Here is a 26250-nt window from a genome sequence, read left to right as displayed (position 1 = left end):
TCCTTCAGGCGGCAACAAGACGGGCCGAGGCAAACCATTCGGTGAAAGCCGCGCGTTCGGCTTCGGTCAAATGAAGGTAGTGCTTCGTGCGCCGATAGAGGATGTCTTCGGCCGTCTCTGCCCATTCCGTTGCGACCAGATAGCGGGCCTCGGCCTCATAAAGCTGACCGCCGAAGTGTCGACCTAGGCCTTCGGCACTGTTTGCTCCGGCGATCACGTCTTTCGCGCGGGCTCCGTACAGCCGACCATAGTGGTGCACCAGCTTGCGTCCCATCCAGGGATAGGCATCGCGCAGGCTGTTGGCGAAGGTCTCATAATCCGCGTTCGGGATTTCGCCACCCGGCAGCGGAACGCCTTGCGTCCAGTCGCCACCCATGTTCGGGAAGATGTGTTTGAGGCGCTGCAATCCGCGTTCGGCAAGTTCGCGGAACGTGGTGATCTTGCCTCCGAAGACGTTGAGAAGGGGCGCTCCGCCCGTCTCATCGAGGTCGAAGACGTAGTCGCGGGTCACGGCGGAAGGGTTGCCCTTGCCATCGTCGAACAGCGGGCGCACGCCGGAGAAGCTATGCAACACATCCTGCCTGCGGAGCTTTTCCTTGAAGTAGCGATTGACCGCTTTCAGGAGATAATCGATCTCGCTCTCGTCGGCTGCGACATCCTCGGCCCGGCCCTCATAGGCGATATCGGTCGTTCCGATCAGCGCCTTGTCGCCTTCATAGGGATTGATGAAAATCACGCGCTTGTCGTGGTTCTGGACGAGATAGGCATTTGAGCCGGCCCAGAACTTGGGCACGATGATGTGACTTCCCTTGACGAGGCGAACGTTGCGGCTCGAATTCGATCCGGCAACCCGATTGATGATGTCCGACACCCAAGGACCGGCGCAGTTGACAAGGCATTTGGCCCGGAACGTCCGCGTTTCACCTGTAAGGCTGTTCTTCGTCGTGACCACCCAGCTGCCGTTTTCGCGACGTGCCGAAATCGCTGGAGAGCGGGTCAGCACAACCGCGCCTTTCTCCGCCGCGCCGACGGCGTTCAATGTCACGAGGCGTGCATCATCGACCCAACAGTCGGAATATTCGAAACCCCGGGTGTATTGGTCGAGGATCGGCGTGCCTTCCGGATCCCGCAGGAGATTGAGCGTGCGCGTGCCGGGCAGCTTCTTGCGGCCCCCGAGGTGGTCGTAGAGAAAGAGACCAAGCCTCACGAGCCAGGCGGGGCGGTCCGCGGGGCTATGCGGCAGCACGAAACGCATGGGCCAGATGATGTGCGGCGCTGCATTCAGCAGCACTTCACGTTCGATGAGCGCTTCACGCACGAGGCGGAATTCGTAATATTCAAGATAGCGCAGACCGCCATGCACCAGTTTCCCCGATCGCGAGGACGTGCCTTGTGCCAGATCGTCCTTTTCGCACAATACGACCTTCAACCCGCGCCCCGCGGCATCGCGCGCGATACCGGCGCCGTTGATGCCGCCACCGATGACGAAGAGATCCACTGCTAAATCAGTCATGCCATGCTCCTTCGATGCTCCCGCATCAAGATTTGGGTTAGTCGCTGGAAGGCGATGTCACTGTGGACGACGCGAGTCTGTCCCAAACCGGTGGCATCGCGCGGCGGATATCGGTGTAGGCGCCATAAAGCTCGTCGAAGCGAAGGGCCTCCTGGGCATCAGGAACCTCGACATCGCCGAGCAGCGGCGTAACCCAGCTTGAGATGCACTCGTCCATGCTCGAATAGGCACCGATTGCAACGGCGGCCATCATCGCGGCGCCGGCAGCTCCGGTTTCCTCACGGCGCGACAGACGGATAGGCGCATTCATAGCAGCAGAAAGAGAGCGTCGAAGAGCTACCGAGCGGGTCGCCCCGCCGGTGATACGGAGTTCGTCGGGTGTATCGCCCATCGCGGCGTAGCAATCGCGCGTCGCAAGCCCCAGGCCCTCGATCACGCTACGTATGAGGTCGGGAAAGCCGTGGCGAACCGAGAGGCCGCTGAAGCCGGCGCGCGCGTTGGCGTTGACGAACGGGCCACGTTCTCCGGCTTCCGAAATGTAAGGGTGGTAGACGACGCCTCCGGGCTGGCTCTGCGCAAACCAGCCATCGATTTTTGATACGAGGTCGGCATGAGAGACGGGCTTGCCTGCTTCCGCCATCAGCGAGCCGGCGATCTCCAGCAGCCAGTCGATGTTTATCGTCGCCCCCATATTGGTCTGCACCTGGGTAACGATTCCGGGGATCGGCAGCGCGATGACATAACCGGTACCCTCGGTATTCAGGTGCACGTCGCCGACGGCCTTGGCACGCAGATGCACGCCCGTCGATCCGATCGTCGAGCATGCAGCGTTCCGTCCGCCGTCACGCACGCCCGCACCGAGTGCCGTCATCACCATGTCGACGTAGCCGAGGCAGACCGGCGTGCCGGCGAGAAGGCCACAGGCATCCGCCGCTTCCCGCGTCAGCGCGTGGCTGACTTCCGTGCCCTCGATGATTTCGGGCAGAAGGCCGCGTCTGCGGGTGAGACCGAGCGCATCGATCACGACGGGATCATAGCTGCGTGTGCGAAAATTCCCGAAGGTGAAGCTTGCCTCGGATGGATCCGTCGCCCGTATGCCGGTGAGATTGAGGTAGAGCCAGTCCTTACAGTGGAGAGCCACTTCCGCGCGATTGACCAGTTCGGGAAAGTAACGGTCCATGTGAGCGAGCTGGGCGCCCTGCTGGCAGGTATTCAGGCCGGTCCCGGTGGCTTCGAAACGGGCACGATTTTGCGGTTGGTCGGCGAGCGCTGTAACAGTCGCGGCTGCGCGAGCGTCAAGCCATAGCCAGGCGTCGGAAATCGGCTCGTTGCCGGCGCCGACGAGCCAGGTTCCGTCACCCTGACCGGTGACGGAAATCGCGGCTGTGCGCGATGCGAGGCTGTGGACTTTTTCGCTGAGGCCGCGCAGCGCGCTCACGCAATCCCGCCACGTCTGGCTCAGCGACTGCGTTGCCGATCCGTCGTTTCCGGTTGCATAGGCGTTGCGGACCGAAGAGATGGCGATCTGCCCCCCGGACAGATCAAAGGCGACCGCCTTGATGACCGAGGTTCCGGCATCGATTCCAATGATGATCTGATCGTTTTCAGCCATTGCGTGATTATCTCACCACCATCCGAAGCGCGACAGTGCGCAAGCCGCTTGTCGTGGCCATCGAAGCCTCCCTTGCGACCGCCGCCGCATCTTCCTCTTTGGCTGAGAGCCTTTTGGCGAATGGCGCCCGGACATCCCAGTCAACTCGCCGAGAAATATAACACAAAGATACCATTTCACCAGTAAGTTTTTTCTACCAATGAAAAAATATTCAGGTAAGATTGAATGGTGGGGTTTTCAAAATCTGGGCGCTCTTCAGGTCGGCGGAGATGGCCTCGCCTATAGATGCGAGGGACGAAGAATCGAAAAATGTGTAATTTTATCATATAAATAATCGTGATATCGAGATTTGTGAAAATGCTGCACGGCGTATAAGTGAGTGCTCATTTTATTGCGTTGCAATGACTCCAAGCGTCTATCAAGTTCCGGTTATCCGCCTAATTTTGTGAAAAGCCTGCGTTGACAGCGTGTGAAAATTATAACATCGTATTTGCAGTTAATACCACAATGCTATCACGAGCCTTGAGGCTGAATGGCGTAGTGGAGCCTGGGTATCGCGACCGGAGGAGATGGTCGCCTGCCTTGCCGAGGAGAGTTTCGTGGACACATTCATACGTATGTCGAGCCTAGGCGAGCCGTCTGATCGGTCCCCGTTGCGGGGCGGTGATGTGTGCGCGCCCGGCCATAGTTGCGCGCGGCTTTCGATGAGTCTCGCGGCGACTTGCTCACACCCCTCGAAGACATCCGACAAGTAAGTTTAAAGGCGCCTGGAAATGAGCACCCAAACCGAAACTTCTGCCACTCGCTCGACGCGCAGCAATCTCAAGCCGATCCTCGGCGCCGCGCTCGCAATCATTGTCGTCGGCGCGATCGCGATTGATACCACGGTGGTTCGGATCGGCTCCGGGGACGATGTGCGGCAGCAGGCGTTTTCGCCCGAATCCTATGGAGCCGAGCAGTTTCCGAAGATACAGGCCGCCGTGCAGCAGAAGGCGGTCGCGGCGACCGAACTCGCAAACGCGATTGCTGCCGACAAGAAGGCGGCGGGTGAGAAATATGGCGTGGCGACGACTACCGGGCCCGTCCTTCCTGTCACACTCAACGGCGTGTTCGGCGAACGGAAATCCAATTACAATGAACTGAAGGTCGACGGATTGCCGGCGGATGTCACCGTCCGCGTTCAGACGGGCCCGGCCGTAAATGGTACGGACCTGCGTGATGCGACCGGGACGATCGAGTTCGGGCAATTCACCAACCAGATCCAGTTCCAGGACGCCGGCTCTGCCATCAACAACGAGATGAAGAAATCCGTTCTGGCCAATCTCGATCCGGCGACACTGACAGGCAAGACCGCCTCGGTCGTCGGCGTTTTCAAGCTCGTGAATCCCAAGAACTGGCTCGTGACGCCGGTGAAGGTTGAAGTGAAATGAGCCACCCGTCACAAATACCTCAGGCGCAGGGGGAAGTCGTCCTTGCTGCTCGCAACATTGCGAAGTCCTACGGCAGCGTCCACGCTCTGAAGGGTGTCAATTTCGACATTCACAGAGGCCAGGTGACGACCTTGTTCGGCGAAAACGGTGCCGGCAAGTCGACGCTGATGAAAATCCTCTCGGGCGTCGTTCAGCCGAGCTCGGGGGAAATCATTCTCGACGGCCAGCCGATCAGCTTTGCGTCGTCAACGCATGCCCGCGAGAATGGAATCTCGATCATTCACCAGGAGCTTAGCCTCGCGCCCAACCTGAGCGTCCGCGACAACATCTTCATGGGTCGTGAGATCATCAGCGGCGGGGTCGTCGACTTCGCGGAAGAAGAGCGCCAGACGCGCGCCTTGATGGAAGAGCTCGAAGAAGACATCGATCCGTTGACGCCGGTCGAAGATCTTCGCCTCGGTCAGCAGCAGATCGTCGAGATCGCGCGCGCGCTTTCGGTGAACTCGCGCATTCTCATCATGGACGAGCCGACGTCGGCATTGAGTGCCGCCGAAGTGGAGGTTCTCTTCAAGGTCATCCACGATCTGAAGAGCCGCGGCGTCTCGATCGTCTATATCTCGCACCACCTCGAGGAAGCCCTTCAGATCACCAATCATGCCGTCGTCCTGCGCGACGGCAACATGACCGCATATGCGGAACGCAAGGACATCGATCTGGAGTGGATCGTCCGCAACATGGTCGGCGACAATTTCGATCTCGGCAATCCGCCGCAGGGATACGAGTTGGGCAACGTCGCTCTCTCGATCGACAGTCTGACCGTCCCCGGACCGTCGGGCGCAGCCTACAACGCGGTCGACCGGCTCTCGCTGAACGTGCGGGCAGGCGAGGTGGTGTGCATCTACGGCCTCATGGGGGCCGGGCGCACCGAACTGCTCGAATGCGTTGCCGGACGGCTGCACGCCCGCGGCGGCCAAATTCTCCTCGATGGCCAGGATGTCAGGCATCTGAGCATCGCGGACCGGATCGCCAGTGGCCTCGTGCTTGTGCCCGAAGATCGTCAGCGCGACGGCTTGGTCCAGACGATGACGGTCGGCTCCAATCTGTCCCTTGCCAGCATTCGAACGTTCACCAAGGGCCTCTTCACCTCCAGCCGGCGTGAGCGGGAGCTTGTCGGAGCCTCGATCCGCAGTGTGCATGTGAAGACGGATGGCGGCGATGCCGCGATCGGTTCTCTCTCGGGCGGCAACCAACAGAAGGTCGTCATCGGCAAGATGCTTGCGACCGAGCCCAAGGTCATTCTGCTGGATGAGCCCAGCCGCGGCATCGACATCGGCGCCAAGGCTGAAGTGTTCAAGCTTTTGGCCGAGCGCGCCAAGCAGGGGCTCGCCGTCATCTACTCGACCTCTGAAGTCAACGAATGCCTGAGCATCGCGCATCGCATCATCGTCATGCGCCGCGGCAAGATCTCGGCCGAATTCGGTTCTGATGTCACCAAGGAAAAGATTATGGCCGCTTCGGGCGAAGCCGTGGTCGCGCACTAGCCGGAAACTATGGAGTACTGATTATGTCAGTCACGAACGTCACAGAGAAAAAATCAGTATCCAACGGCCAGAAGCGCAACAACAACATCGTGCGCCTGATCCTGGAAGGACGAGCCTTCTTCGCGCTGATCGTCATCATCGCGGTGTTCTCCTTCCTGTCGCCGTATTACTTCTCGCTCAGCAACTTCCTGATCATGGCGTCGCATGTCGCCATCTTCGGCATTCTCGCGATCGGCATGCTGCTGGTCATTCTCAATGGCGGCATTGACCTTTCCGTTGGATCGACGCTCGGTCTTGCCGGCTGCATCGCCGGCTTCCTGATGCAGGGCGTCACGCTTAATGCCTTCGGCGTCATCCTCTATCCGCCGGTCTGGGCCGTCGTCGTCATCACCTGTGCGCTTGGCGCGGTCGTCGGTGCCGTGAACGGTGTGCTGATTGCATATCTCAAGGTACCGGCTTTCGTCGCATCGCTCGGCGTGCTCTATGTCGCGCGCGGCATTGCCCTCCTGATGACCAACGGCCTGACCTACAACAATCTCGGTGGGCGTCCCGAGTTGGGCAACACGGGTTTCGACTGGCTCGGCTTCAATCGACTGGCGGGCGTTCCAATCGGCGTCATCGTACTTGCCGTACTTGCCATCGTCTGCGGCATCGTCCTGAGCAAGACCGCGTTCGGTCGCTGGCTCTATGCCTCGGGCGGCAATGAGCGAGCCGCTGATCTCTCCGGTGTTCCCGTCAAGCGCGTCAAGATCACTGTCTATGTCCTGTCGGGCGTCTGCGCCGCAATCGCCGGCCTGGTCCTGTCGTCGCAGCTGACCTCCGCTGGTCCGACGGCTGGTACGACCTACGAACTGACGGCCATCGCAGCCGTCGTCATCGGCGGCGCAGCGCTGACAGGCGGTCGCGGCACGGTTCGCGGGACAATGCTCGGCGCCTTCGTCATCGGCTTCCTTTCCGATGGTCTCGTGATCATCGGCGTCTCGGCCTACTGGCAGACGGTATTTACAGGCGCGGTCATCGTTCTCGCCGTCCTGATGAACAGCATTCAATACGGCCGCCGCGTCAAGACGTCCTGACGGCCCTGATCGAAACTTGTCCACGACGTCAGGCTGCACAACGCAAAGCCGGTTGGGGAAAGCATGGCCGGTTGACCGGCAATAACTGAGCTCACTAATGGGAGAGAGACTATGTTTAAGAGAGGCATGCGCATTCTTTTGGCCGCCGCTGCAGTGGCACCGATCCTCGTCAGCACCGCTTGGGCAGCGGGTCAGATGACGATCATCGTCAACGATCCGTCCAACCCCTACTGGTTGACGGAAGGCAATGTTGCCAAGGCGACCGCGGAAAAGCTGGGCTACACCGCATCGGTCAGCGCGCACAAGGGTGATACCAACACCGAAAGCAACCTGATCGACACGGCAATCACCAACAAGTCGGTTGCGATCATTCTCGATCCGGCCAACGCTGACGGTTCTGTCGGCGCGGTGAAGAAGGCAGTCGCTGCAGGCATCCCGGTCATTCTCGTCAACGCTGAAATCAACCAGGAAGGCCTGGCCAAGGCACAGCTCGTTTCCAACAATGCGCAGGGTGCCGCGATCGGCGCGCAGCAGTGGGTCGAAGCAGTCGGTGACAAGGGCAAGTATGCCGAGCTGTTCGGCGCACCGTCCGACAACAATGCCGCCACGCGCTCCAACGGCTACGAGACTGTTCTGACGCAGTATCCGGACCTGCAGAAGGCTGCAAAGGAAGTGGCCAACTGGGACCGTACCCAGGGCCACAACAAGATGCAGTCGATGCTGCAGGCAAATCCTGACATCATCGGCGTGATCTCCGGCAATGACGAAATGGCGCTCGGTGCGATCGCGGCCCTTAAGGAAGCCGGCAAGCTTGCCAACATCAAGGTCGGCGGCTTCGACGGTTCGCCGGATGCTGTTGCTGCGATCAAGGCAGGCGAACTGCAGTACACGGTCCTGCAGCCGGTCGCCATCTTCTCCGAAGAGGCGGTAAAGCAGGCCGACAACGTCATCAAGAACGGCAGCACCGGCGCCAAGAGCGAAAAGCAGCTGTTCGATTGCCTGCTGATCACTAAGGACAATGTCGACAAGTACACCGGTCCCTTTGTTCTTTCGCAGTAAGCCGTAAAGACGGTTCTCCCAAGCTGGAAGCGGGCAGGAAACTGCCCGTTTCTGATCGATTTTGCCTCGAATCCGCAATGGCTGTAGGAAGCTGACATCTAAACATTTCAGCGACAGGGGTAACCCGTGACACAGAAGACAAGCCAAGGCGAAAACCTGTTGGACGAACTGACGAGCGACAGTCGCCAGACGCGCCAGATCGCGCGCCGCCGGATGATCGCGGAAGCGGTCATGAGTGAAGGTTCCATGCGGATCGAAGATCTGACGGACCGGTTCGGCATCAGCCTGATGACGGCGCATCGCGACGTGGATGAGCTGGTCAGCCGCGGCATTTTCAGGAAAACCCGCGGCATTGTCACCGCCGCCGCAACCAATCTCATAGAATCTAGCGATGTCTATCGCGCGAACCGCCAGGCCGTGGAGAAGAAGCTGATCGCCGAGGCTGCCATGCAGTTCGTGGAGCCGGGCCAGGCGATCTTTTTCGATGACTCCACCACGGTTCTGCAGATGGTGCCGCATCTGCCGGCCAAGGTGCCGATTACCGCAATCACCAATTCCCTGACGCTGATGAACGCCTTGACCGGCATGCACGACGTGACGCTGATCGGTCTCGGAGGCCAATACTACAACTGGTGCAACGCATTCATGGGCCGCATGACGATCAACGAGATCAAGGCGCTCAGGGCCGATATCGCGTTGATCTCGATGTCGGCGATCAGCGACGGCACGGTGCTGCATCAGTCACCTGAAACCATCGACACGAAGCGAGCGATGTTCGACTGCTCGGTCAAGCGGATCCTGCTTGCCGATCACACCAAATTCGAGCGGCGAGCGCTTCACAGTTTCGCCGCGCTGGAGGACTTCGACGTCGTCATCGTCGATGACAAGACATCTCCAGTTCACATCGACCGAATGCGGTCGAGAGACATCAATGTTGTCATTGCTAGGCCGAGTGGCGCGCGTTCATGACGAGAGGCGCGCTGTCGGTTCCGGCGGAAGTGAGAATTTATGCCAAGTCTGCTTGGGATCGATAGTGGCCTGACGGTCACCAAGGCCGTCATCTTCGACATCGACGGAACGCCGATTGCAGTCGCGCGCCGCAAGGTCACGCAATTCATGCCGAAGGCGCGTCATGTCGAGCGCGACATGTTCGAACTCTGGAGCGCTACGGCCGACGCTATCAAGGAAGCGATTGCCCTTAGCGGCAGGCCGGCATCCGATATTCAGGCGGTCGGTGCAACGGCGCATGGCGACGGCATCTACCTTTTGGACAGCAAGCAGCAGCCGCTCGGACGGGGCATCCTGTCTTTGGACAGCCGCGCTGGAACGGTTGTCGAGGCATGGAACGAGAGCGACGTCTCCGAGCGGTCGATAGAGCTTACCGGCCAGGTTCCACACGTGTCGGCACCGTCGGCGCTTCTTGCATGGATCAAGAAGACAGAGCCGGAGCGGTATGGGCGCATCGGCCAACTCATGAGCTGCAAGGACTGGCTGCGTTTCTGCCTGACAGGAGCTCCGGGCACGGACCGAACCGAGGCGAGCACCTCATTCACGGATGTCCGCACGCAGGAATATACCGGGGACGCGCTGCGCTTGTTTGCGCTCTCCGATCTCGATCATGCCTTGCCGGCGGCGGCCCGCTCCGACGAAGTCATCGGCGGCGTCACGAAAGATGCGGCCGCGTTGACGGGGCTTGTCGAGGGTACGCCTGTTGTTGCCGGGCTGCATGACGTGACTGCGTCGGCACTCGGAGCAGGCGGTTATGCGGAAGGCGTCGTCGCCGTCATCGCCGGCACCTATTCGATCAACGAAACCTTGTCCTCTGAGCCGCGCGTCGATCGCCGATGGTTCTGCCGCAATGGCATCACGCCCGGCACCTGGAACAACATGTCGATCTCTCCGGCATCGAGCGCAAACTACGAGTGGTTCCTGGATCGCCTCTGCGCTGCCGAACAGGTGTCGGTTCCATCGATCCACGCGCTGCTCGGGCCGGAAATAGACGCGGCGTTGGCCCGTCCCTCGACAGCGCTTTTCCACCCCTATCTGTTCGGATCGCCTTACGGTTCGTCCGCGAGCGCCGGCTTCTTCGGGCTTGGCGGCTGGCACGATCGCGGCGATCTGCTGCGCGCCGTGCTGGAGGGTATCGCGTTCAATCATCGCATTCATGTGGACGCACTCAAGGACGGTTTCAGTTTCTCGCAGGTGCGGCTGGCTGGCGGTGTTTCGCGTAACCCGTCCGTCGTGCAAATCTTCGCGGATGTCTTGGGAATGCCGGTAACGACGTCGCAGACAGATGAGGCCGCCGCCTGGGGCGCGGCGCTTTGCGCCGGTCGAGGTGTTGGCATCTTTGCCGACCTCCAAAACGATCGGGGCGCTGCGGCGGCGACACAGGTTTACAACCCCGATCCAGCGCGCAGAGCGCAGTATGAGAAGCGCTTTGACGTTTTCCGCGAGATTGCCGAGGCGATGATGCCTTTGTGGCCGAAAATCGCCGATCTCGCATCCTCGCCCGAACATTGACTGTGAAGACCCGCACCGCATCGCGGGCATAGGAAGACATGACGATGACTGCCGACATGAAGCAACGCCTTTTGACAATCGAAGATGGTGAGACTGACGTCCTCATCATAGGAGCAGGTATCAACGGCGCCGGGCTGTTTCGGGATTTGTCGGCGCAGGGCATCAATTGCGTCATCGTCGACAAGGCCGATTTCGGCTCCGGTACCAGCGCCGCACCCTCCCGTCTTATTCATGGCGGTTTGAAATATCTGGAGACCGGAGAGTTCGGTCTTGTGTCGCAGTCGACGCTGGAGCGGAATCTCCTGCTCAAGAACGCGCCCCATTGTGTCGAAGCCTTGCCGACGTTCATTCCGGTGTTTTCGTGGACGCGTGGCATCTGGGCGGCGTTGCGCACGCTGTTCGGCTCGAAGACTGCGCCGAGAAGCCGTGGTGCCGTGCTCATCAAGATCGGGCTCGCGCTTTATGATTTCTTCGGTTCGCGCGATCGAACGATGCCGCGTCATCGGTTCATTCTGAAGGGGCGTGCCCGGCGGGAGATGCCGCACGTGACATCAGCGATCGTTGCCGGCGGGATCTACTACGACGCCAAGATCAGCCGCCCCGAGCGTCTTGTCTACGAACTCGTCAATGATGGGCTGCAAGTCAACCATGGCAGCTTCGCCGCCAATTCCTCAACTTTGATTTCCGCAGAGGGCGGGAGGGTGACGTTCCGGCAGGCGGATGGTTCCGAGTTCTCGGTGTCCCCGAAAATCGTGGTCAACGCAGCAGGGCCATGGATCGATAATGTGAACGAGGCGCTTGGCACTCCGTCTCGTTTGATCGGAGGCACCAAGGGATCGCATATCCTGCTGGATCATCCCGAGCTCGTGCGTAGCCTCAATGGCCACATGATCTATTTCGAGGCCGACGACGGGCGCATCTGCCTCGTCTACAGCTATCTCGGCCTCGCGCTGGTGGGATCGACCGACATTCCATCGAGCGATCCCGACAGCGTACGATGCGAGGAGCCCGAGCTGCAGTATTTCCTTGATAGCCTGCGCTCGCTCCTGCCGACCCTTCGCTTCGATCGCGATCAGATCGTCTATAGCTATAGCGGCATCCGGCCTCTTCCGGCCTCCGATTCAACTGCACCGGGCCTGATCAGCCGCGATCATTCTGCTCCGGCCAATGAGCCTGCTGGCGACCGGCCGTTCCCGATCATCTCGCTGGTGGGCGGCAAATGGACGACGTTCCGCGGCTTCGCCGAGGAGATTGCCGATACGGTTCTCTCGCGTCTCGGACGGTCGCGTGCGGTATCCACCCGCTATCTCGCGATCGGTGGCGGACGCGAGTTTCCGGTCGATTCCAAGCAGCGTCAGGGCTGGGTCGACAAGACAGCAGGGGCAACAGGGACCGATCCAGCGCGGGTCGACGAACTTCTAAGTCGTTACGGGACGACTGCTACAGCGATCCTGAATTTTGAATCTCGCTATAGCGACGCGGAGCGTCTGGATGGAGCGCCAGATTACAGTCGCAGAGAGATCGACTGGATTGCGAGGCAGGAGCTTGTCGTGCACCTTTCCGATATTGTCTTGCGACGTACCACGCTTGCGATCGAGGGGCGCCTTACCATGAAAGCCCTGCATGCGATCGCAGAAATTGCGCGGCAGGCGTTGGGCTGGGACGAGGCCCGGAGCTCAGCGGAGATCGCCGACGTTGTTTCGGTTTTGCGCGATTTCCATGGCCAGTCACTCACCGACGATGCCCCGGCCAAAGTGGGTTCTGCTTCTTATCCAGCGGCCGGTTAAGCGACGCTGACCCCGTCAGCGGCTGGCCGATGGAAGCGATCGGCTAGTGGAGCTAGCACCTTGCCTTCGATGTCGGCCAAACGCGCATTTGCAAGTAGCGTATCGATCATGCCTTACCACGCATTCGCTTGCGCCGTTGTGGGGATGGGACACTGCGTTGAACGTCTCCAATCGCCATACTCCAGGGGCATCGCAGCTTTTCGACACTTGTCAGGTGCCCCCGCAATCATCTGTCGACAACAGATATATTATTTGAAGTCGAAAGCCCATTCCGCTACCAATTCGGGTCACCGATAACGACAAAACGACTTGAAACGAAAGGGATCGCGGGCGTGGACGAGAGAGACAAGCAACTGACGCACAAGCGGGGGTTCGGCGTTTCGACCGTCTATGAAACGCTGCGGAACGAGATCATCGAACTCAAGCTGGCGCCAGGCAGCGCCATCGATGAACAGCAGCTGTCGGATCGTTTTGCCCTCTCTCGCACACCCATTCGCGAAGCGCTCGTTCGCCTTGCGGCCGAAGGGTTGATCATGACCCTGACCAACCGCGCGACGATCGTCTCCAATATCGATTTTCTCCGGCTGTCGGAGTTTTTCGATGCACTGACCTTGATGTACCGGGTGACCACAAGGCTGGCCGCTGCCAATCATACGCCTGATGACATCGAAAAGATCCGCTCGCTGCAGAAGGCCTTCGAAGAGGCGGTTGATCGGCGCGATGTTCTGGGGATGATCTCCACCAACCGCGACTTCCACGTTGCGATCGCCCAAGCCGGGCGGAACCGATATTACGTAGAGCTCTTCACCCGCTTGCTCGACGAAGGGCGCCGCATTCTTCGCCTCTATTACTCGTCGTTCAACGACGTGCTGCCCAGGCAGTATGTCGGTGAACACGAGGATATGATCCAGGCAATCATCAATCGCGACCTGCTGCAGGCCGATGCCCTGGCGTCCACGCACGCCGACCAGATCGTCAGTCAGATCAGATCCTATATCAGCGCGGATTCGCGTCAGAGCGGCGATCTCAGCCTGTAAAATAAGGGACCTGAAAAGCACGGCGATCGCGCTGTTCATTGCGGATTGGTGCGGCTGCGCCCAATTAACCGCTGACGCGGGGCGTCCGCCGGACGATGGAGGAGCGTTTAGGTGACGGCTTTTTGGTCGGACCGCCGCCGGTGCAGGGCTGCGAGCACGGATCGTTCGGATTGGACGAGATAGTGATCGAGCAATGATAAGGCTTCCGCGGTCCGGCCCTCCAGAAGCAATTTGTAGAGCGACGCGTTGAGCTCCACATAGGGCTCGTGCAGGTGGCCCGTATCGATTAATTGGCCGAAAACAAGCCGAAGCTCGGCCATCACAAGATCGAAACAGGCACTCAGCCGCGAGCTGTCGCAGAGCTCCACCATTGCTCGGTGAAAATCCATGTTGAGCGTACCGACGGCTTGCCAGTTGCCGCCGTCCCGCATGTTCCCGGCGTCGGCGACAAGCGCCTGCATTCGAGCAAGCGCCGGGTGGCCGAGCGCAGCGGCATGCACGGCGCCTCTCTGGATGACGCGACGGGTGCGATAGATATCGATCACCGCGGCCTCGTCGGGTGCCGCGACGAAGGCACCACGATTGGGAACGTGGATAAGCAGGCCCTGGCTGGCGAGGATTCGAAACACCTCCCGCAACGTGTTTCGCGAAATGCCAAGTTGGCTTGCGACCTGTACTTCTGAAAGCTTCTCTCCCGGTCCGAAGTGACCTTCGATCAGCATGTTGCGGATCTCAGTCGCCGCCTTTGAGGCGAGGGAGCCTTGTTCAATGTCGGCAAGCATGTATCGGGGCACTCCTCAGAGAAATATATTGTTCAACAATCTATATTGAGTTATTGAACAATTCAATGGTGATCCGGCAAGGAGACGCTGATATGCCAAGCATCGATCTCAACAGTGATCTAGGAGAAAGCTTCGGCCCGTGGCCCATGGGAAACGATGCCGCCATGCTCGAGCTTGTCACGAGCGCCAACATTGCCTGCGGTTTCCATGCCGGCGATCCGGCCGGCATCCTGAATGTGCTGAAAATCGCGGCGAGCCGGAATGTCGTGATCGGTGCCCATGTCGGCTACCGCGATCTGGTCGGTTTCGGTCGGCGCAATATGGATCCATCCAGCGCCGAGCTGGTTGCGGACACGATCTATCAGATCGGCGCCCTGCAGGCGCTTGCCACTGCCGCCGGTACCCGCGTCCGGTACGTCAAGCCGCATGGAGCACTCTACAACACGATCGCCAATGATGCCCGGCAAGCCGCCGATGTCATTGCCGCGATCAAGGCCATCGATCCTTCTCTCACGCTGATGGCGCTCGCCGGTGCGCCGATCGTGGCGCGCGCCCGGGACGCGGGGCTGACGGTGGTCTGCGAAGCATTTGCGGACCGTGCCTACAATGCCGATGGCAGCCTCGTTGATCGTCGTCTGGCCGGGGCCGTCATTCACGATCCTGAACAGATTGCCAAGCGAATGTTGCGAATGGTCCGCGAGCGGCTGATCAAGACGATCGACGGAGCCGAAATCGAGCTGGATGCACAGTCCATCTGCATTCATGGCGATACGCCGACGGCGGTTGCTATCGCACAAGGTTTGCGTCGCGCGCTCGACGCGGAAGGCGTGAAGCTGCAAGCTTTCGTCGGCGCGTTTCATGGTTGATCGTGCGAGGATTCTGCCGGCCGGTAGCGATGCTTTCCTCATCGAGCTCGAAAATCTGGACGCCACCCTTTCGCTGATGGATTCGCTGCTCGCACGTCAGTCCGCGGGCGTGGTGGAACTGGTCCCTGGCGCGCGAACGGTCATGGTGCGTTTCGATCCGCTCAGTACCTCCCGCTCGGAGCTGGTCGATGTTATCCGCGGTCTCGACCTGTCGCGGGGCAGCGCTCGCGCCGGGAAGTCCATCGACATCCCCGTCGTCTATGATGGCGAAGATCTGCAGGATGTGGCGGATCTGCTTGGCTGGTCGATCGACGAACTCATCCGTCGTCACACCGAGGCAACCTACACCGTCGCCTTTACCGGCTTCGCTCCGGGCTTTGCCTACATGACCTGCGACGATCCGGAAATCGAGGTGCCTCGCCGCAAGAGCCCGCGCGTGAAAATACCGGCGGGATCGGTCGCCGTCGCCGGAAAGTTCGGCGGGATCTATCCATCGGACAGCCCGGGCGGCTGGCAATTGCTGGGCAAAACGCCGCTCGCAATGTGGGACACGACGCGCAATCCGGCTGCGCTACTTTCGCCGGGCGACACGGTGCGATTCCGGCGCGCTGAAGCTGGCGCCCACATCACTAAGGTCGCAAAGCCAGCACCGCACGCGCCCACAATTTCTGCACCTGCCATGACCGTGCTTCGCTCAGACCGGCCAGCCTCCTATCAGGATCTCGGGCGGCCGAGCATGGCCAGCCAGGGCGTGGCACGATCAGGTGCGCTTGATCGCGACGCGCTTCTTGCGGCCAATCGCTGCGTCGGCAACGCCCGCGATGCTGCAGCAATCGAGATCGCCTTCGGCGGATTCAGTGTCCGGGCAGATGTGCCGGTCACGGTGGCGGTCACGGGTGCGCGTTGCCCGCTGAACATCCGTACACCAGACGGCCGCGAGATTCCGGCGCCGTTCGGTCTTCCGTTCGCTCTCGACGCGGGCGATGAATTGACACTCGGAATCCCGACAGATGGCATGGTGAGCTATCTGGCCTTGCGGGGCCACTATGCCGTGGCCCCTGTGCTTGGGTCGGCGTCGACGGATATTCTAGCAAAGATCGGACCAGCCCCGATCGAAGCGGGGTCCGTGCTGGGTACGGCTGGCCCGGCCTCGTCTGCGGTCGATCCGTGGGAAGGAGCGCTGCGGCGCCTGCCGACCTCGAAGGAGATCGTCACCCTGGACGTCATCCTTGGCCCTCGTTTCGATTGGTTTACGTCGAAAGGTGTCGAGGCCTTCTGCAATCAGGAATGGCGGGTTACCCCGCAATCCAGCCGGGTCGGAATAAGGCTGTCGGGGCAGGACGCGATCGAACGGTCCATCTCCGCCGAGCTGCCCTCGGAAGGGACATTGCAGGGGGCGATCCAGGTGCCGGCTGACGGGCAGCCGGTGCTCTTCCTTGCGGATCATCCTGTCACAGGCGGCTATCCGGTGATTGCGTCCGTGGCCGATCACCACCTCGATCTCGCTGGACAGATTCCGATCGGCGCACGCATCCGCTTCCGGCCGATCACGCCATTTGACGTGGAAGCAATCGAACTTAACGCACGCGGTGCGGCATTCGGAGAAGGAAGACCGGTCCGATGAAAAAACTCCTGATCGCAAACCGTGGCGAGATCGCCATACGCATCATTCGCGCTGCGCGTGACTATGGCGTGTCGACCGTTGCCATCTATGCGGATCCGGACGCATCGTCGCTTCATGTCGCAATGGCGGACGAAGCTTTTGGCCTCGGCCCTGGTCGGCCGAGCGAAACCTATCTCGACATCGAAAAGATCATCGACATCGCGCGTCGCGCGGGAGCTGACGCTGTTCATCCCGGCTATGGGTTCCTGTCCGAACGGGCGGAATTCGCGGAAGCTGTCATCAAGGCGGGATTGACGTGGGTAGGGCCACGCCCGGAGGTGATCCGGATGCTTGGCGACAAGGTCGAGGCGAGGCGGATCGCCCGGAAAGTTGGGGCGCCCTTGGTCAAGGGATCCGACGGCCCGCTCGGATCGGCGGCCGAAGCGGTTGCCTTCGCGCGTACTGCCGGCCTTCCGATCGCGATCAAGGCCGCCTTCGGTGGCGGCGGACGCGGCATGAAGGTTGCTTATCGGCTCGACGAAGTCGGCGAGCTTTTCTCTTCCGCGGTGCGAGAGGCAACCGAAGCTTTCGGGCGCGGCGAGTGTTATGCCGAGCAATTTCTGAGCAGACCGCGCCATATCGAGGCGCAGGTCATGGCTGACACCCACGGTAGCACCGTTGTGCTGGGCACGCGGGATTGCACGCTTCAGCGCAGAAACCAGAAGCTTGTGGAGGAGGCGCCGGCGCCGTTCCTCACGCAAGAACAATCCGACGCCATTCACACCGCGGCGCGAGCGATATGCCAGGAAGCCGGCTATACGGGCGCCGCCACAGTGGAATTTCTGATGGCGGACGATGGCCTCATCTCGTTCCTTGAGGTCAACACCCGCCTCCAAGTGGAACATCCGGTGACGGAAGAGACAACCGGTGTCGACATCGTCATCGAGCAGTTTCGTGTTGCCGATGGTCTTCCGCTCTCCGTCAGCGAGACGCCGGTGGCGCGAGGTCACGCGTTCGAGTTCCGCATCAACGCTGAAGATCCCGGACGTGGCTTTCTGCCGTCGCCCGGGAAGATCTCAAGCTTTCGTCCGCCTTCGGGCCCCGGTGTGCGCATCGATAGCGGTGTGGAGTCCGGATCCGTCGTGCCTGGTCTCTACGATTCCATCATGGCGAAGCTGATCGTGACGGGCGCAACCCGCCAGCAGGCCTTGGCGCGCGCGCGCCGCGCTCTTGCGGAATTCAACATCGATGGCGTCGCCTCGGTGCTGCCCTTCCACCGCGCAGTCGTCGACGAGCCGGCTTTCGCATCCGAAGATCGGCTGGGTGTCTACACCACCTGGATCGAGCAGGCGTTCGCAGGCATCCCTCCGGCTGCACGGACCGAGCCCGCCGGTGCGGAGTATGTTCGAGGCTTTATCGAGATCGACGGCAAACGGCATACGCTGGCCATTCCGGCAAGCTTTCTGCAGCTGGCGCCAGCTTCGTCTGCCAGACCGACCGGCGTTCCGGCGGTCGAAAGCAACGCGTTGAGGGCGCCGATTGCCGGCATTCTCCGTCAGTGGCTGGTGGACGATGGTGCCGAAGTCGCCAAGGGTGACTCGGTGGCTGTTATCGAAGCCATGAAAATGGAGACGCGGATCATCGCGGAGCGCTCGGGGCGGATCAGCCTGCTGGCGGAGGTCGGAGCCTTCGTCGAACCGGACGCGGATTTGGCGATGATCCAATGAGCGGTCCTCGAATCCAAATACGATTGGAGAAACAGATTTGAAGCCCCAGGCCATCACCCCGACGCCGATCGACGCGGATGCCCGCAAGTCAATCGCACCGGTTATCTGCTACCCGGTCGAGACGCTGCCGCGTCCTGACCTCTCCGCCTATCAGGCTGTTCGCGACGATCTCGAGCTTGTCGACCGAGTTACGGTTCCCGCTCGCGATGCCGCGACCTGGCTCGTTCCGGCAGGCCATTTCTGCCGGCTTCGGTGCGAGGAGGGGCCGCAGGTCGGCGATCTCAATCTGTTCAACGCGAACGACATCAACGAGCGCCTCTACACCGGCAAAACGCGCGCTTTGAACGGTACCCATGTCGGGCTAGGCGACCAGCTTTTCTCGAATTTCCCCTATCTGCGGCCGATCGCGACGATCACCCACGATACTCTGGATTGGTACGGCTTCGACGAATTCGGCGGTTCCGTCCATGACGTGATCGGTACGCGCTGCGACCCCTATACGCACAATCTGCTCAGCCATGGTGGCCAGTATCACCATTGTTGCCACTCAAATCTCACGCGTGCAGTTGCGCGGCACTTGGATATTCCGCTGACGCAGGCGGAACAGCATGTCCACGACGTCGTGAACGTGTTCATGTGCACCGGCTTCACGCGCGATACCGGGCAATATTTCATGAAGGCGAGCCCTGTTCGCTCCGGCGACTACCTGGAGTTCTTTGCCGAGATCGACCTGTTGGGTTGCATGTCCGCGTGCCCCGGCGGCGACTGCTCCGCGCAGCATTCCTCCGATGTGGCAAAATGCTACCCGCTGGAAGTCGAAGTGTTGCGGCCGCGCCGCTTGCCCGAAGGTTGGGTTCCGCGGGCGGTGAACGGCTACGACAGGACCCACGGCGTTTAACGCCGGTGATTTTCCTATGGTTCGAGGCTGGCCAGGGAAAGAGGATGAATCACACTTAGGTATAGGTGCGATTGCTCCATCGAGCGGATATGGTCTCGCCAAAATAGACTGGGGGAACAATGTCTATAACGGCAACCATATTTCGCTCACGCGATATCGACGGTGGAGCCCACCATCGCGCATTCGGCCTAGTGGCCATTGTGCTCGCGGTGGCGGTTTTCTACGTCGATACCTATACGGACATCGAAGGCGCGATTGCCGTTCTATATGTCATCACGATGCTTCTTGCCGCACAGGCCGCAACCCGCATCGGCTTGATCGGGCTCGCTTCCGTATGCGCGGCGCTGACCCTCGTCTCGTATGGTATGACGCACAGTGACGACGCGGACCTTCAGTCCACGGTTCGCCTCATCGTCGCCTTGGCGGCTCTGGGCGTCACGACCGTGCTTCTGTTGAAGACGGAGGCAGCGCGGCTGACGCTCCTGTCGGCAAACTCTGCCCTTAAGGAGAGCGAGGCGAGATATCGATCGATCTTCGACCGCACGCGCGTGGCTCTTTGGGAACGCGACTACTCGAAACTGCGAAGCTATCTCATGGATGTGCGGGCGCAGGGCGTCACAGACATCAAGGCGTACGGTCGAGCCAATCCCGCAATTGTCGATTACTGCGTAGGGCTGATACGCGTGGTCGCTGCCAACGAAGCGGCTCGCGAGATGCTGGGGCGTGGATCCGCAGGCGTCGGGGCTTTGAGCCGCTCGATCATACCCGGGCAGGAACGATTCCTGGAAGTCCTGCAGGCGATTATGGACGGAGACGGGGTTTTTGAAGACAAGGTAGAGATTCGGGCCGACAACGGTGAAGAGAAGCTCGTGCTTCTCAGCATCAGCTTTCCCGAAGATCCCGCAGCCTTCAACCGCGTCGTCGTCAGCATGGTCGATGTGACCCAACGTGAAATGGAGCTGAAGGCACTGGCCGAAGCGCAGGCGGAGTTGACCAAGGCCTCGAAGGCGGCAACCGTCGGCGCCATGTCCGCATCGCTCGCGCATGAACTCAACCAGCCGCTCGGTGCGATCGTCGTCAATTCACAAACGCTGCTGAGATGGCTCGACCGCGACCCTCCGGACCTTGCGGCCGTCCGGCGTTCGGCTGAGCGCATGATCCGCGATAGTCAGCGCGCGAGCGAGATCATCCAGAACACGCGAAACCTGCTTTCGCCTTCCAACAACAAGGTGGAGGATGTCAGTGTCGAAGGGCTCATCGATGAGACCACGGCACTGATGGAACACGAACTCCAGCGGAGCGGTACGACGCTGCTGATGGAGACGTCATCGCATTTGCCGTCAGTCTCTGCCGTGAAGATCGAGCTGCAACAGGTCCTTATCAATCTGATCACCAACGCCATTCAGGCGATGGACGAAGCGGCAAGTCCGGAGCGCACCATCACCGTCGCCGCTGAGCATTCTGATATCGAGCATGTCTGTGTGGTGGTGCGTGACACAGGCCCCGGGATCACCGATGATGCCAAGGAAAAGCTGTTCGCGCCATTCTTCACGACCAAGGAAACTGGAATGGGCATGGGTCTGTCCATTTGCCGTACGACCCTGGAAGCCCGTGGCGGAACGCTTGATGGAACCAATCATCCCGAGGGTGGTGCAGTCTTCGAAATGCGCCTGCTGATCAAGCCGGAGGTGGAATATGCCTGAAATACGCAAGCCGAGTAAGGAGCCGCCGGGACCTGTCGTCTTCATCGTCGATGACGATCTGTCCATGCGCGAGGCGCTCACGGATCTTTTCCGTTCCATGCGGTTTGACGCCGAAGCATTCGAGAGCGCGACGGCCTTCATGGAGACGGCAAACTTCAACCGTCCGGGCTGCATCCTCCTCGACGTCCGGTTGCCGGGCGTCAGCGGTCTGGATTTCCAGGTTCAACTGGAGCGGATCGGCAGCAGAATGCCGATCATCTTCATGACCGGCTTCGGCGACATCCCGATGAGTGTCCGAGCGATGAAGGCAGGCGCGGTCGATTTTCTCACCAAGCCGTTCAAGGACCAGGATATTCTCGATGCCGTGTCGACGGCAATGGAGCGCGACAGTGCGCGTCGGCAGCAGACGGCTCAAAGCGAGGCGGTCGCCTCCCTTGCCGATAGCCTCACGCCGCGCGAGCGCGAAGTGATGGGCGCCGTGGTCAGAGGGCTGATGAACAAGCAGATCGCCTTTGAACTCGGCATCAGTGAAGTTACCGTGAAGCTTCATCGCGGCAACGTCATGCGCAAGATGGAGGTCCGCTCCGTCGCGGAACTCGTCAGGAAAGCCGAGATGCTCGGCGACGGGGTGCGGCTACCTGTCTCTTAGTATGGTATCTTTGACTTGGGCACAGGCGCATAAGAACGTTATAAAACAAGCAGAAAAGGTCATCGCATTGCCCCCCGTTCCCACCATAGCCGTCGTCGACGACGACCAGGCCATCCGTGAAGCCATGGACGACCTTGTCAAATCGTGTGGCTACGAATGCCGCCTGTTTGCGTCAGCGGAAGAATTCCTGGCATTCGAGCCGCGATCGGCGATCGATTGCATGCTGGTCGATGTGAAAATGCCGGGCCTCAGCGGTATCGAGCTGCAGGCCGAACTGAACAAGCGCTCCGACCGTCCACCAATGATCTTTGTCACATCATACCGGGACGATCGCACACGCAACAACGCCATGAACGGCGGCGCCCTTGCCTTCCTGGGGAAGCCTGTTGATATCGAGAAGCTGATCGGCTGTCTGGAATCCGCACTCGATCGTTAGTGTCGCCCTGTCTCGGCGTGCGAGGCGTTTGACGGTGGCTCAGTCGCCGTTGGGCAATACGTCTGTTTCGAACCGCCGCCAGGGGAACGGCGGCCGGGCTACATAAGCTTGATCTACGCCGTCTTCTTTCGTCGCGGCTCTTCGCTGATCTCGATTTCGCCGTATGGTGCCGGGCGGCCGAGCAGGAAGCCTTGGAGTTCGTCGCAGCCCTCGGCTGTCAGTACCCGCATTTGCTCTTCCGTTTCGACGCCTTCCGCCAGAACCGATACCTCAAGGCTCTTGCCGAGGGCCACGATCGCCCGCACGAAGGCCTTCGACTGTCGGCTGTTCTCCAGATCGGTCGTAAAGCTACGGTCGAGCTTGATCTTGTCGAACGGGAAGGAGCGAAGCGTCTCGAGCGACGAATAGCCGGTTCCGAAATCATCGATCGCGACCGTGACGCCAAGTGCCTTGATCTGTCGCAGGATGTGCAGGGCGCGCGCCTTGTCGCCAATGATGGCGCTCTCCGTCACTTCCAGTTCCAGCCGTGACGCAGGCAAGCCGGTCTTGAAAAGAACCGTGCGTACCTTGTCGACCAGCGCGGTGTTGCCGAGCTGGAGCGGGGACAGGTTGACGGCGATCTTGTCCTTGCTAGGCCAGAGGGCGGCTTCCGCGCATGCCTGCTCCAATACCCAATCGCCGATCGCGGAAATCGCGCCGCATTCCTCGGCGACAGGGATGAAGGTGGCGGGGGGGACTAGCCCGCGTTCGGGATGTTGCCAACGCAGGAGAACTTCGTATCCCGTGATCGCGCCCGAGCGCGCGTCCTTCTGGACCTGATAAGCCAGGAAGAACTGTTCTTCGCTCAGTGCGGTCCAGACATCGCGCGCAAGGGATCGCCGCTCGCGAGCCGCTTCGTCCATTCCAGCCTCGTAGAAGCTGATCCTCTCGTCGGGGCTTTCCTTCGAGCGATACATTGCCATGTCGGCATTGCTGAGCAACTTTTCCCTGTCGGTCGCATCGGCCGGATAGACGGCGATGCCAAGGCTTGCACCCGGCAAGATATCGAATGAACCGATCTCTGCCTTGGTGGTAAGCGCGCCCATCAGGCGGTCGGCGAAGTCGCCAAGCTCGGCATCTTCGTTGAACGACTTGAAGCCGACAAACTCATCGCCGCCGAAACGTGCAACGAATTCACCGTCGTTGGTCGCGGCGGACATCCGAGTGGAAAGCACCTTCAGCAGTTCGTCGCCGACGGCGTGGCCAAAACTGTCGTTGACGTCCTTGAAGCGATCGAGATCGATGCAGATCGCCGCCACGCGGGTCTGTGTGGTTTCCGCGCGAGCGAGAACGGAATCCAGGCGCTCCTCGAAATGGGCCCGGTTTGGCAGGCCGGTCAGGGAATCGTGGCTCGCCAGATGGTTGATCTTCGATTCCGATTGGACCCGCTCGGTGATGTCTTCGATTGTCGAAACCCAGGATCCGTCGCCGATCGGCCGGTGGATCGTGCGAACGGTGGTGCCGTTCTTCAGTTGTCTGGTGAGTTCGCCGCCATCCCTGTTGGTAAATAGCGCGCGATTTTGCGCATAGAAGCTTTCGACTTCCGCGATGGTCTCAAGGCCATGGCGTGCGCGGTACTCGCAAAGTTCGCGAAACGACTTTCCGACCAGCGGCGTGCCTTCCGGAATGTCGAAGATCTCGAGGAGACGCTTGTTGTGGAGAACCAGCCGTTCTTCGGTGTCATAGAGGCAGATGCCATTCGCCATGTTGGCGAGCGCGAGCGCCAGGTTGTCCGATGCCGCCTTGAGACGTGCGGCCGCTTCCATCTGCTCGGTGCGGTCACGGGTTATCTTGGCAAAGCCGATATGGCCTTTCTGCTCGTCGTAGATCGCGTCGATGACGACATGCGCCCAGAAGCGGCTCCCGTCCTTTCGAAGACGCCACCCTTCCGATTCAAACTTCCCGTCCCGTAGCGCGGTTTCGAGACCGCGCTCGGGCAGACCGGCCACGCGGTCTTCATGAGGATAGAACTCGGAGACGTGCTTTCCGACGATTTCGGACGCCAAGTAGCCTTTGGCACGCTGAGCGCCGGCATTCCAGTTGGCTACCCGGCCCTCACGGTCGAGCATGTAGATCGCATAGTCGGTCACGCCCTGAACAAGCAGCCTGAAACTTTTCTCTCCGGCAGCGACAGCCCTTTCCGATCGGATTGCAAAAAGCGCTGCGGTAAGGCCGGCGGCGAGCAGCGAGAGGGAGACGGTGGCAATCGTGACGATCATGATGGTCGGCGACAGGGCGGACGCCGGGAATGCCTCCGCAGGTCCGGGCACGACGGTCACCGCGCCCATTGCCGTGAAGTGCATAAGGACGATGCCGAGTGTCAGCACGACGCTTGGGATGATGAGCCCCGTCTGTCTCCGCCCCCGCCCGCAGGCAAGATGAAAAGCCGGGATCGCAAGGGCGACGGCTATGACGATGGCGCAGATCACCAGCGTTCGGTCGAAAGCAATCTCGCCCGGAAATTCGATCGCGGCCATCCCGGTGAAGTGCATGCTCGAAATGCCGAGACCGAAAAGCAGACCTGCAGCGAGATAGGCGCGCTGACCAAGGAATGTTGCACATGCAGTCGCCGCAGTCGTAGCCGCCATGGCGAGCGCCAGCGAAGACAGTGTCCGGACCAGCTCGTATTGGAAGACCGTACCGGCATCATAGGCCAGCATCGCCACGAAATGCGTTGCCCATATGCCGAAACCTCCGGCCGCGCCACCCGTCGCCAGCCAAGTCCATTGCGCCGCGCCTGTAGACTGTAGCGCGCGCCGCAACAGCATGACGGCCACGAAGCACGACAGCATGCATAGCGTACCCGCGAGAACGACGAGGCGCAGGTCGTGGCTGAGAAACAGGCAGGAGATGACTTTGGACATGGATTTCTACTGGCTGGAGGGAGCCGCAACCTATGTCCACGACTATTGATCGTCGCTTAATGAAAAACGGCATCGTTATACGTGGTTAACGCAAGACTCCCTGGTGGCTGAACAAGGTTATCCGGCCCGAGACTCTGCAGTTCGAGCTGTGCAACTCCAGGTCTATCAAAATGGGCGGCATCGTTTTGATGGAGCGTCGAAGCCCGTCTCATTAAACGGCAGTCGAAAGATACCGAATGCCATGTCAAAAGAACCCGATCCACTCAGCGAATACATGCGCGTCGTCCGCATGCTTACGATCTGCAAATCCCGGCTGCTGTTGCTCGAGACCAAGATTGAGAGCTCCATCGGCGCCCGGCGCGCACTGGCCACCAATCGTGCCCGGGCCACCGAGGCAGAAATCGAGTTCCTGCTCGATGAGGGAGATCGGCATCTTGAAGATTTGCGCGAACGCTGGCAGAGGCTTAGAACGCTCGAGTGATCATTCCCCTTCGATCTGCAATCGAAGCGAGGCCAGCGCGCGCTGGGTCTCCTCGATCTCCTTGAGGACGACGGCTTCGTTGCGATGGTCAAACCCTCCACCCGCGATCGAGGCGTCGACGATCTCGAGTACGTCGGCAGCGCCCACGACCACCCGCGTCGCGCCTCTTTGTATAGACGTGGCCGCTTCCTGAGGTTCGGGACGCTCCGCTGCGATGAAGCGAGTGCCGTCAAGAAGATAGGAAACGAGGCGTGGATCGGGAACAGCCCTGACGAGGTCGCGAATTTCGTCGGCCGAGAAGCTTGTCCTGCCGATCAGCCGCGAATGCAGCGTAGAGTAGTTCATCCCGAGAAGTCGCGCGACTGCCTTCACGCCCGGACGCCTGTCGACGACAAGCACGGTGTAGGCGATGCTTGCGAACTCCTTGCCTCTGTCTCCCATGCATTCCTCCTAGGATAGCGGCCTTCGACGCAGTCGCGGCGCCTAATCGCAAGTCTCAGCGCATCCTGACACGGTCGGCTGCCGATCGAAACTCTTGAAGCTATCTGGCCGCAATTCTGAAGGCGTCCAATATTTCGTCCACCGCAGCGTTCAAAATCTGCAATTCATGCTCAGCGACATCATCTG

21 protein-coding genes are annotated in these 26250 nt (G+C 60.4%); 16 read left to right on the top strand and 5 right to left on the bottom strand.

The features are described from left to right. Window positions 1-4: 4 nt before the first annotated feature. Both ASE04_RS08345 and ASE04_RS08340 read right to left on the bottom strand, forming a co-directional pair. Window positions 5-1513, bottom strand: a complete 1509-nt coding sequence (locus ASE04_RS08345; protein ID WP_056814910.1) for a glycerol-3-phosphate dehydrogenase — start codon at window positions 1511-1513, stop codon at window positions 5-7. 37 nt (window positions 1514-1550) lie between these two features. Next, on the bottom strand, window positions 1551-3125 hold the full coding sequence (locus ASE04_RS08340; protein ID WP_056814908.1) for an FGGY-family carbohydrate kinase: 1575 nt from the start codon (window positions 3123-3125) through the stop codon (window positions 1551-1553). A gap of 773 nt (window positions 3126-3898) precedes the next feature. Between ASE04_RS08340 and ASE04_RS08335 the strand changes: the two genes are divergently transcribed. The 8 genes from ASE04_RS08335 (at window position 3899) to ASE04_RS08300 (ending at window position 13575) form a co-directional block, all read left to right on the top strand. After that, window positions 3899-4555 carry a DUF2291 family protein gene (locus tag ASE04_RS08335; protein WP_056814905.1) on the top strand — a complete coding sequence of 219 codons (657 nt, stop codon included), beginning with the start codon at window positions 3899-3901 and terminating at the stop codon, window positions 4553-4555. Next, window positions 4552-6096 carry a sugar ABC transporter ATP-binding protein gene (locus tag ASE04_RS08330; protein WP_056814901.1) on the top strand — a complete coding sequence of 515 codons (1545 nt, stop codon included), beginning with the start codon at window positions 4552-4554 and terminating at the stop codon, window positions 6094-6096. Before ASE04_RS08335 ends, ASE04_RS08330 begins: the two co-directional genes overlap by 4 nt. A gap of 23 nt (window positions 6097-6119) precedes the next feature. Beyond that, complete coding sequence (locus ASE04_RS08325; protein WP_056814898.1) at window positions 6120-7172, top strand: ABC transporter permease; 1053 nt, start codon at window positions 6120-6122, stop codon at window positions 7170-7172. Between the two features lie 111 nt (window positions 7173-7283). Further along, window positions 7284-8231 (top strand): D-ribose ABC transporter substrate-binding protein, encoded by a 948-nt coding sequence (locus tag ASE04_RS08320; protein WP_056814895.1) that lies wholly within the window; start codon window positions 7284-7286, stop codon window positions 8229-8231. A gap of 213 nt (window positions 8232-8444) precedes the next feature. Next, window positions 8445-9200 carry a DeoR/GlpR family DNA-binding transcription regulator gene (locus ASE04_RS08315; protein ID WP_443216853.1) on the top strand — a complete coding sequence of 252 codons (756 nt, stop codon included), beginning with the start codon at window positions 8445-8447 and terminating at the stop codon, window positions 9198-9200. 39 nt (window positions 9201-9239) lie between these two features. Further along, window positions 9240-10751 (top strand): FGGY-family carbohydrate kinase, encoded by a 1512-nt coding sequence (locus tag ASE04_RS08310; RefSeq protein WP_056814889.1) that lies wholly within the window; start codon window positions 9240-9242, stop codon window positions 10749-10751. A gap of 38 nt (window positions 10752-10789) precedes the next feature. After that, window positions 10790-12538 carry a glycerol-3-phosphate dehydrogenase/oxidase gene (locus tag ASE04_RS08305; protein WP_056814886.1) on the top strand — a complete coding sequence of 583 codons (1749 nt, stop codon included), beginning with the start codon at window positions 10790-10792 and terminating at the stop codon, window positions 12536-12538. A 332-nt stretch (window positions 12539-12870) separates the two neighbouring features. Next, entirely contained in the window at window positions 12871-13575 is a 705-nt protein-coding gene (locus ASE04_RS08300) for a GntR family transcriptional regulator (RefSeq protein WP_056814884.1), read from the top strand. A 107-nt stretch (window positions 13576-13682) separates the two neighbouring features. Here the strand turns inward: ASE04_RS08300 and ASE04_RS08295 are convergent, their stop codons facing one another. Then, window positions 13683-14357 (bottom strand): GntR family transcriptional regulator, encoded by a 675-nt coding sequence (locus ASE04_RS08295; RefSeq protein ID WP_056814882.1) that lies wholly within the window; start codon window positions 14355-14357, stop codon window positions 13683-13685. Between the two features lie 92 nt (window positions 14358-14449). Here ASE04_RS08295 and ASE04_RS08290 point away from each other — a divergent pair, with 92 nt between their 5' ends. The 7 genes from ASE04_RS08290 to ASE04_RS08260 all read left to right on the top strand — a co-directional run bounded on the left by ASE04_RS08290 (window position 14450) and on the right by ASE04_RS08260 (window position 22239). Next, entirely contained in the window at window positions 14450-15223 is a 774-nt protein-coding gene (locus tag ASE04_RS08290; RefSeq protein ID WP_056814879.1) for a LamB/YcsF family protein, read from the top strand. Then, window positions 15216-16847 (top strand): urea amidolyase family protein, encoded by a 1632-nt coding sequence (locus ASE04_RS08285; RefSeq protein ID WP_056814876.1) that lies wholly within the window; start codon window positions 15216-15218, stop codon window positions 16845-16847. Before ASE04_RS08290 ends, ASE04_RS08285 begins: the two co-directional genes overlap by 8 nt. After that, a complete protein-coding gene (locus ASE04_RS08280) occupies window positions 16844-18553 on the top strand; it encodes an acetyl/propionyl/methylcrotonyl-CoA carboxylase subunit alpha (protein WP_056814874.1) in 1710 nt (569 codons plus the stop codon). The genes ASE04_RS08285 and ASE04_RS08280 overlap by 4 nt, the downstream gene beginning before the upstream one ends. Window positions 18554-18590: 37 nt before the next feature. Continuing rightward, entirely contained in the window at window positions 18591-19451 is an 861-nt protein-coding gene (locus ASE04_RS08275) for an urea carboxylase-associated family protein (protein WP_056814871.1), read from the top strand. A gap of 119 nt (window positions 19452-19570) precedes the next feature. Next, complete coding sequence (locus ASE04_RS08270; RefSeq protein ID WP_056814868.1) at window positions 19571-21154, top strand: sensor histidine kinase; 1584 nt, start codon at window positions 19571-19573, stop codon at window positions 21152-21154. Beyond that, a complete protein-coding gene (locus ASE04_RS08265) occupies window positions 21147-21803 on the top strand; it encodes a response regulator transcription factor (RefSeq protein ID WP_056814865.1) in 657 nt (218 codons plus the stop codon). The genes ASE04_RS08270 and ASE04_RS08265 overlap by 8 nt, the downstream gene beginning before the upstream one ends. 67 nt (window positions 21804-21870) lie before the next feature. Next, a complete protein-coding gene (locus tag ASE04_RS08260) occupies window positions 21871-22239 on the top strand; it encodes a response regulator transcription factor (protein WP_082597287.1) in 369 nt (122 codons plus the stop codon). A 113-nt stretch (window positions 22240-22352) separates the two neighbouring features. Here the strand turns inward: ASE04_RS08260 and ASE04_RS08255 are convergent, their stop codons facing one another. Then, window positions 22353-25142 (bottom strand): bifunctional diguanylate cyclase/phosphodiesterase, encoded by a 2790-nt coding sequence (locus ASE04_RS08255; protein WP_056814862.1) that lies wholly within the window; start codon window positions 25140-25142, stop codon window positions 22353-22355. A 103-nt stretch (window positions 25143-25245) separates the two neighbouring features. Here ASE04_RS08255 and ASE04_RS30590 point away from each other — a divergent pair, with 103 nt between their 5' ends. Next, entirely contained in the window at window positions 25246-25623 is a 378-nt protein-coding gene (locus ASE04_RS30590; RefSeq protein WP_156408731.1) for a hypothetical protein, read from the top strand. On the opposite strand, the gene ASE04_RS08245 is transcribed toward ASE04_RS30590, so the two are convergent. Next, window positions 25624-26064, bottom strand: a complete 441-nt coding sequence (locus tag ASE04_RS08245; protein WP_056814856.1) for a phage regulatory CII family protein — start codon at window positions 26062-26064, stop codon at window positions 25624-25626. Window positions 26065-26250: the final 186 nt, after the last annotated feature.

This window comes from Rhizobium sp. Root708 (assembly GCF_001429725.1).
GTDB lineage: Bacteria > Pseudomonadota > Alphaproteobacteria > Rhizobiales > Rhizobiaceae > Rhizobium.
The sequence above is the reverse complement of the archived record's forward strand: the minus strand, read 5'-3'. Positions and strand labels throughout refer to the sequence as shown.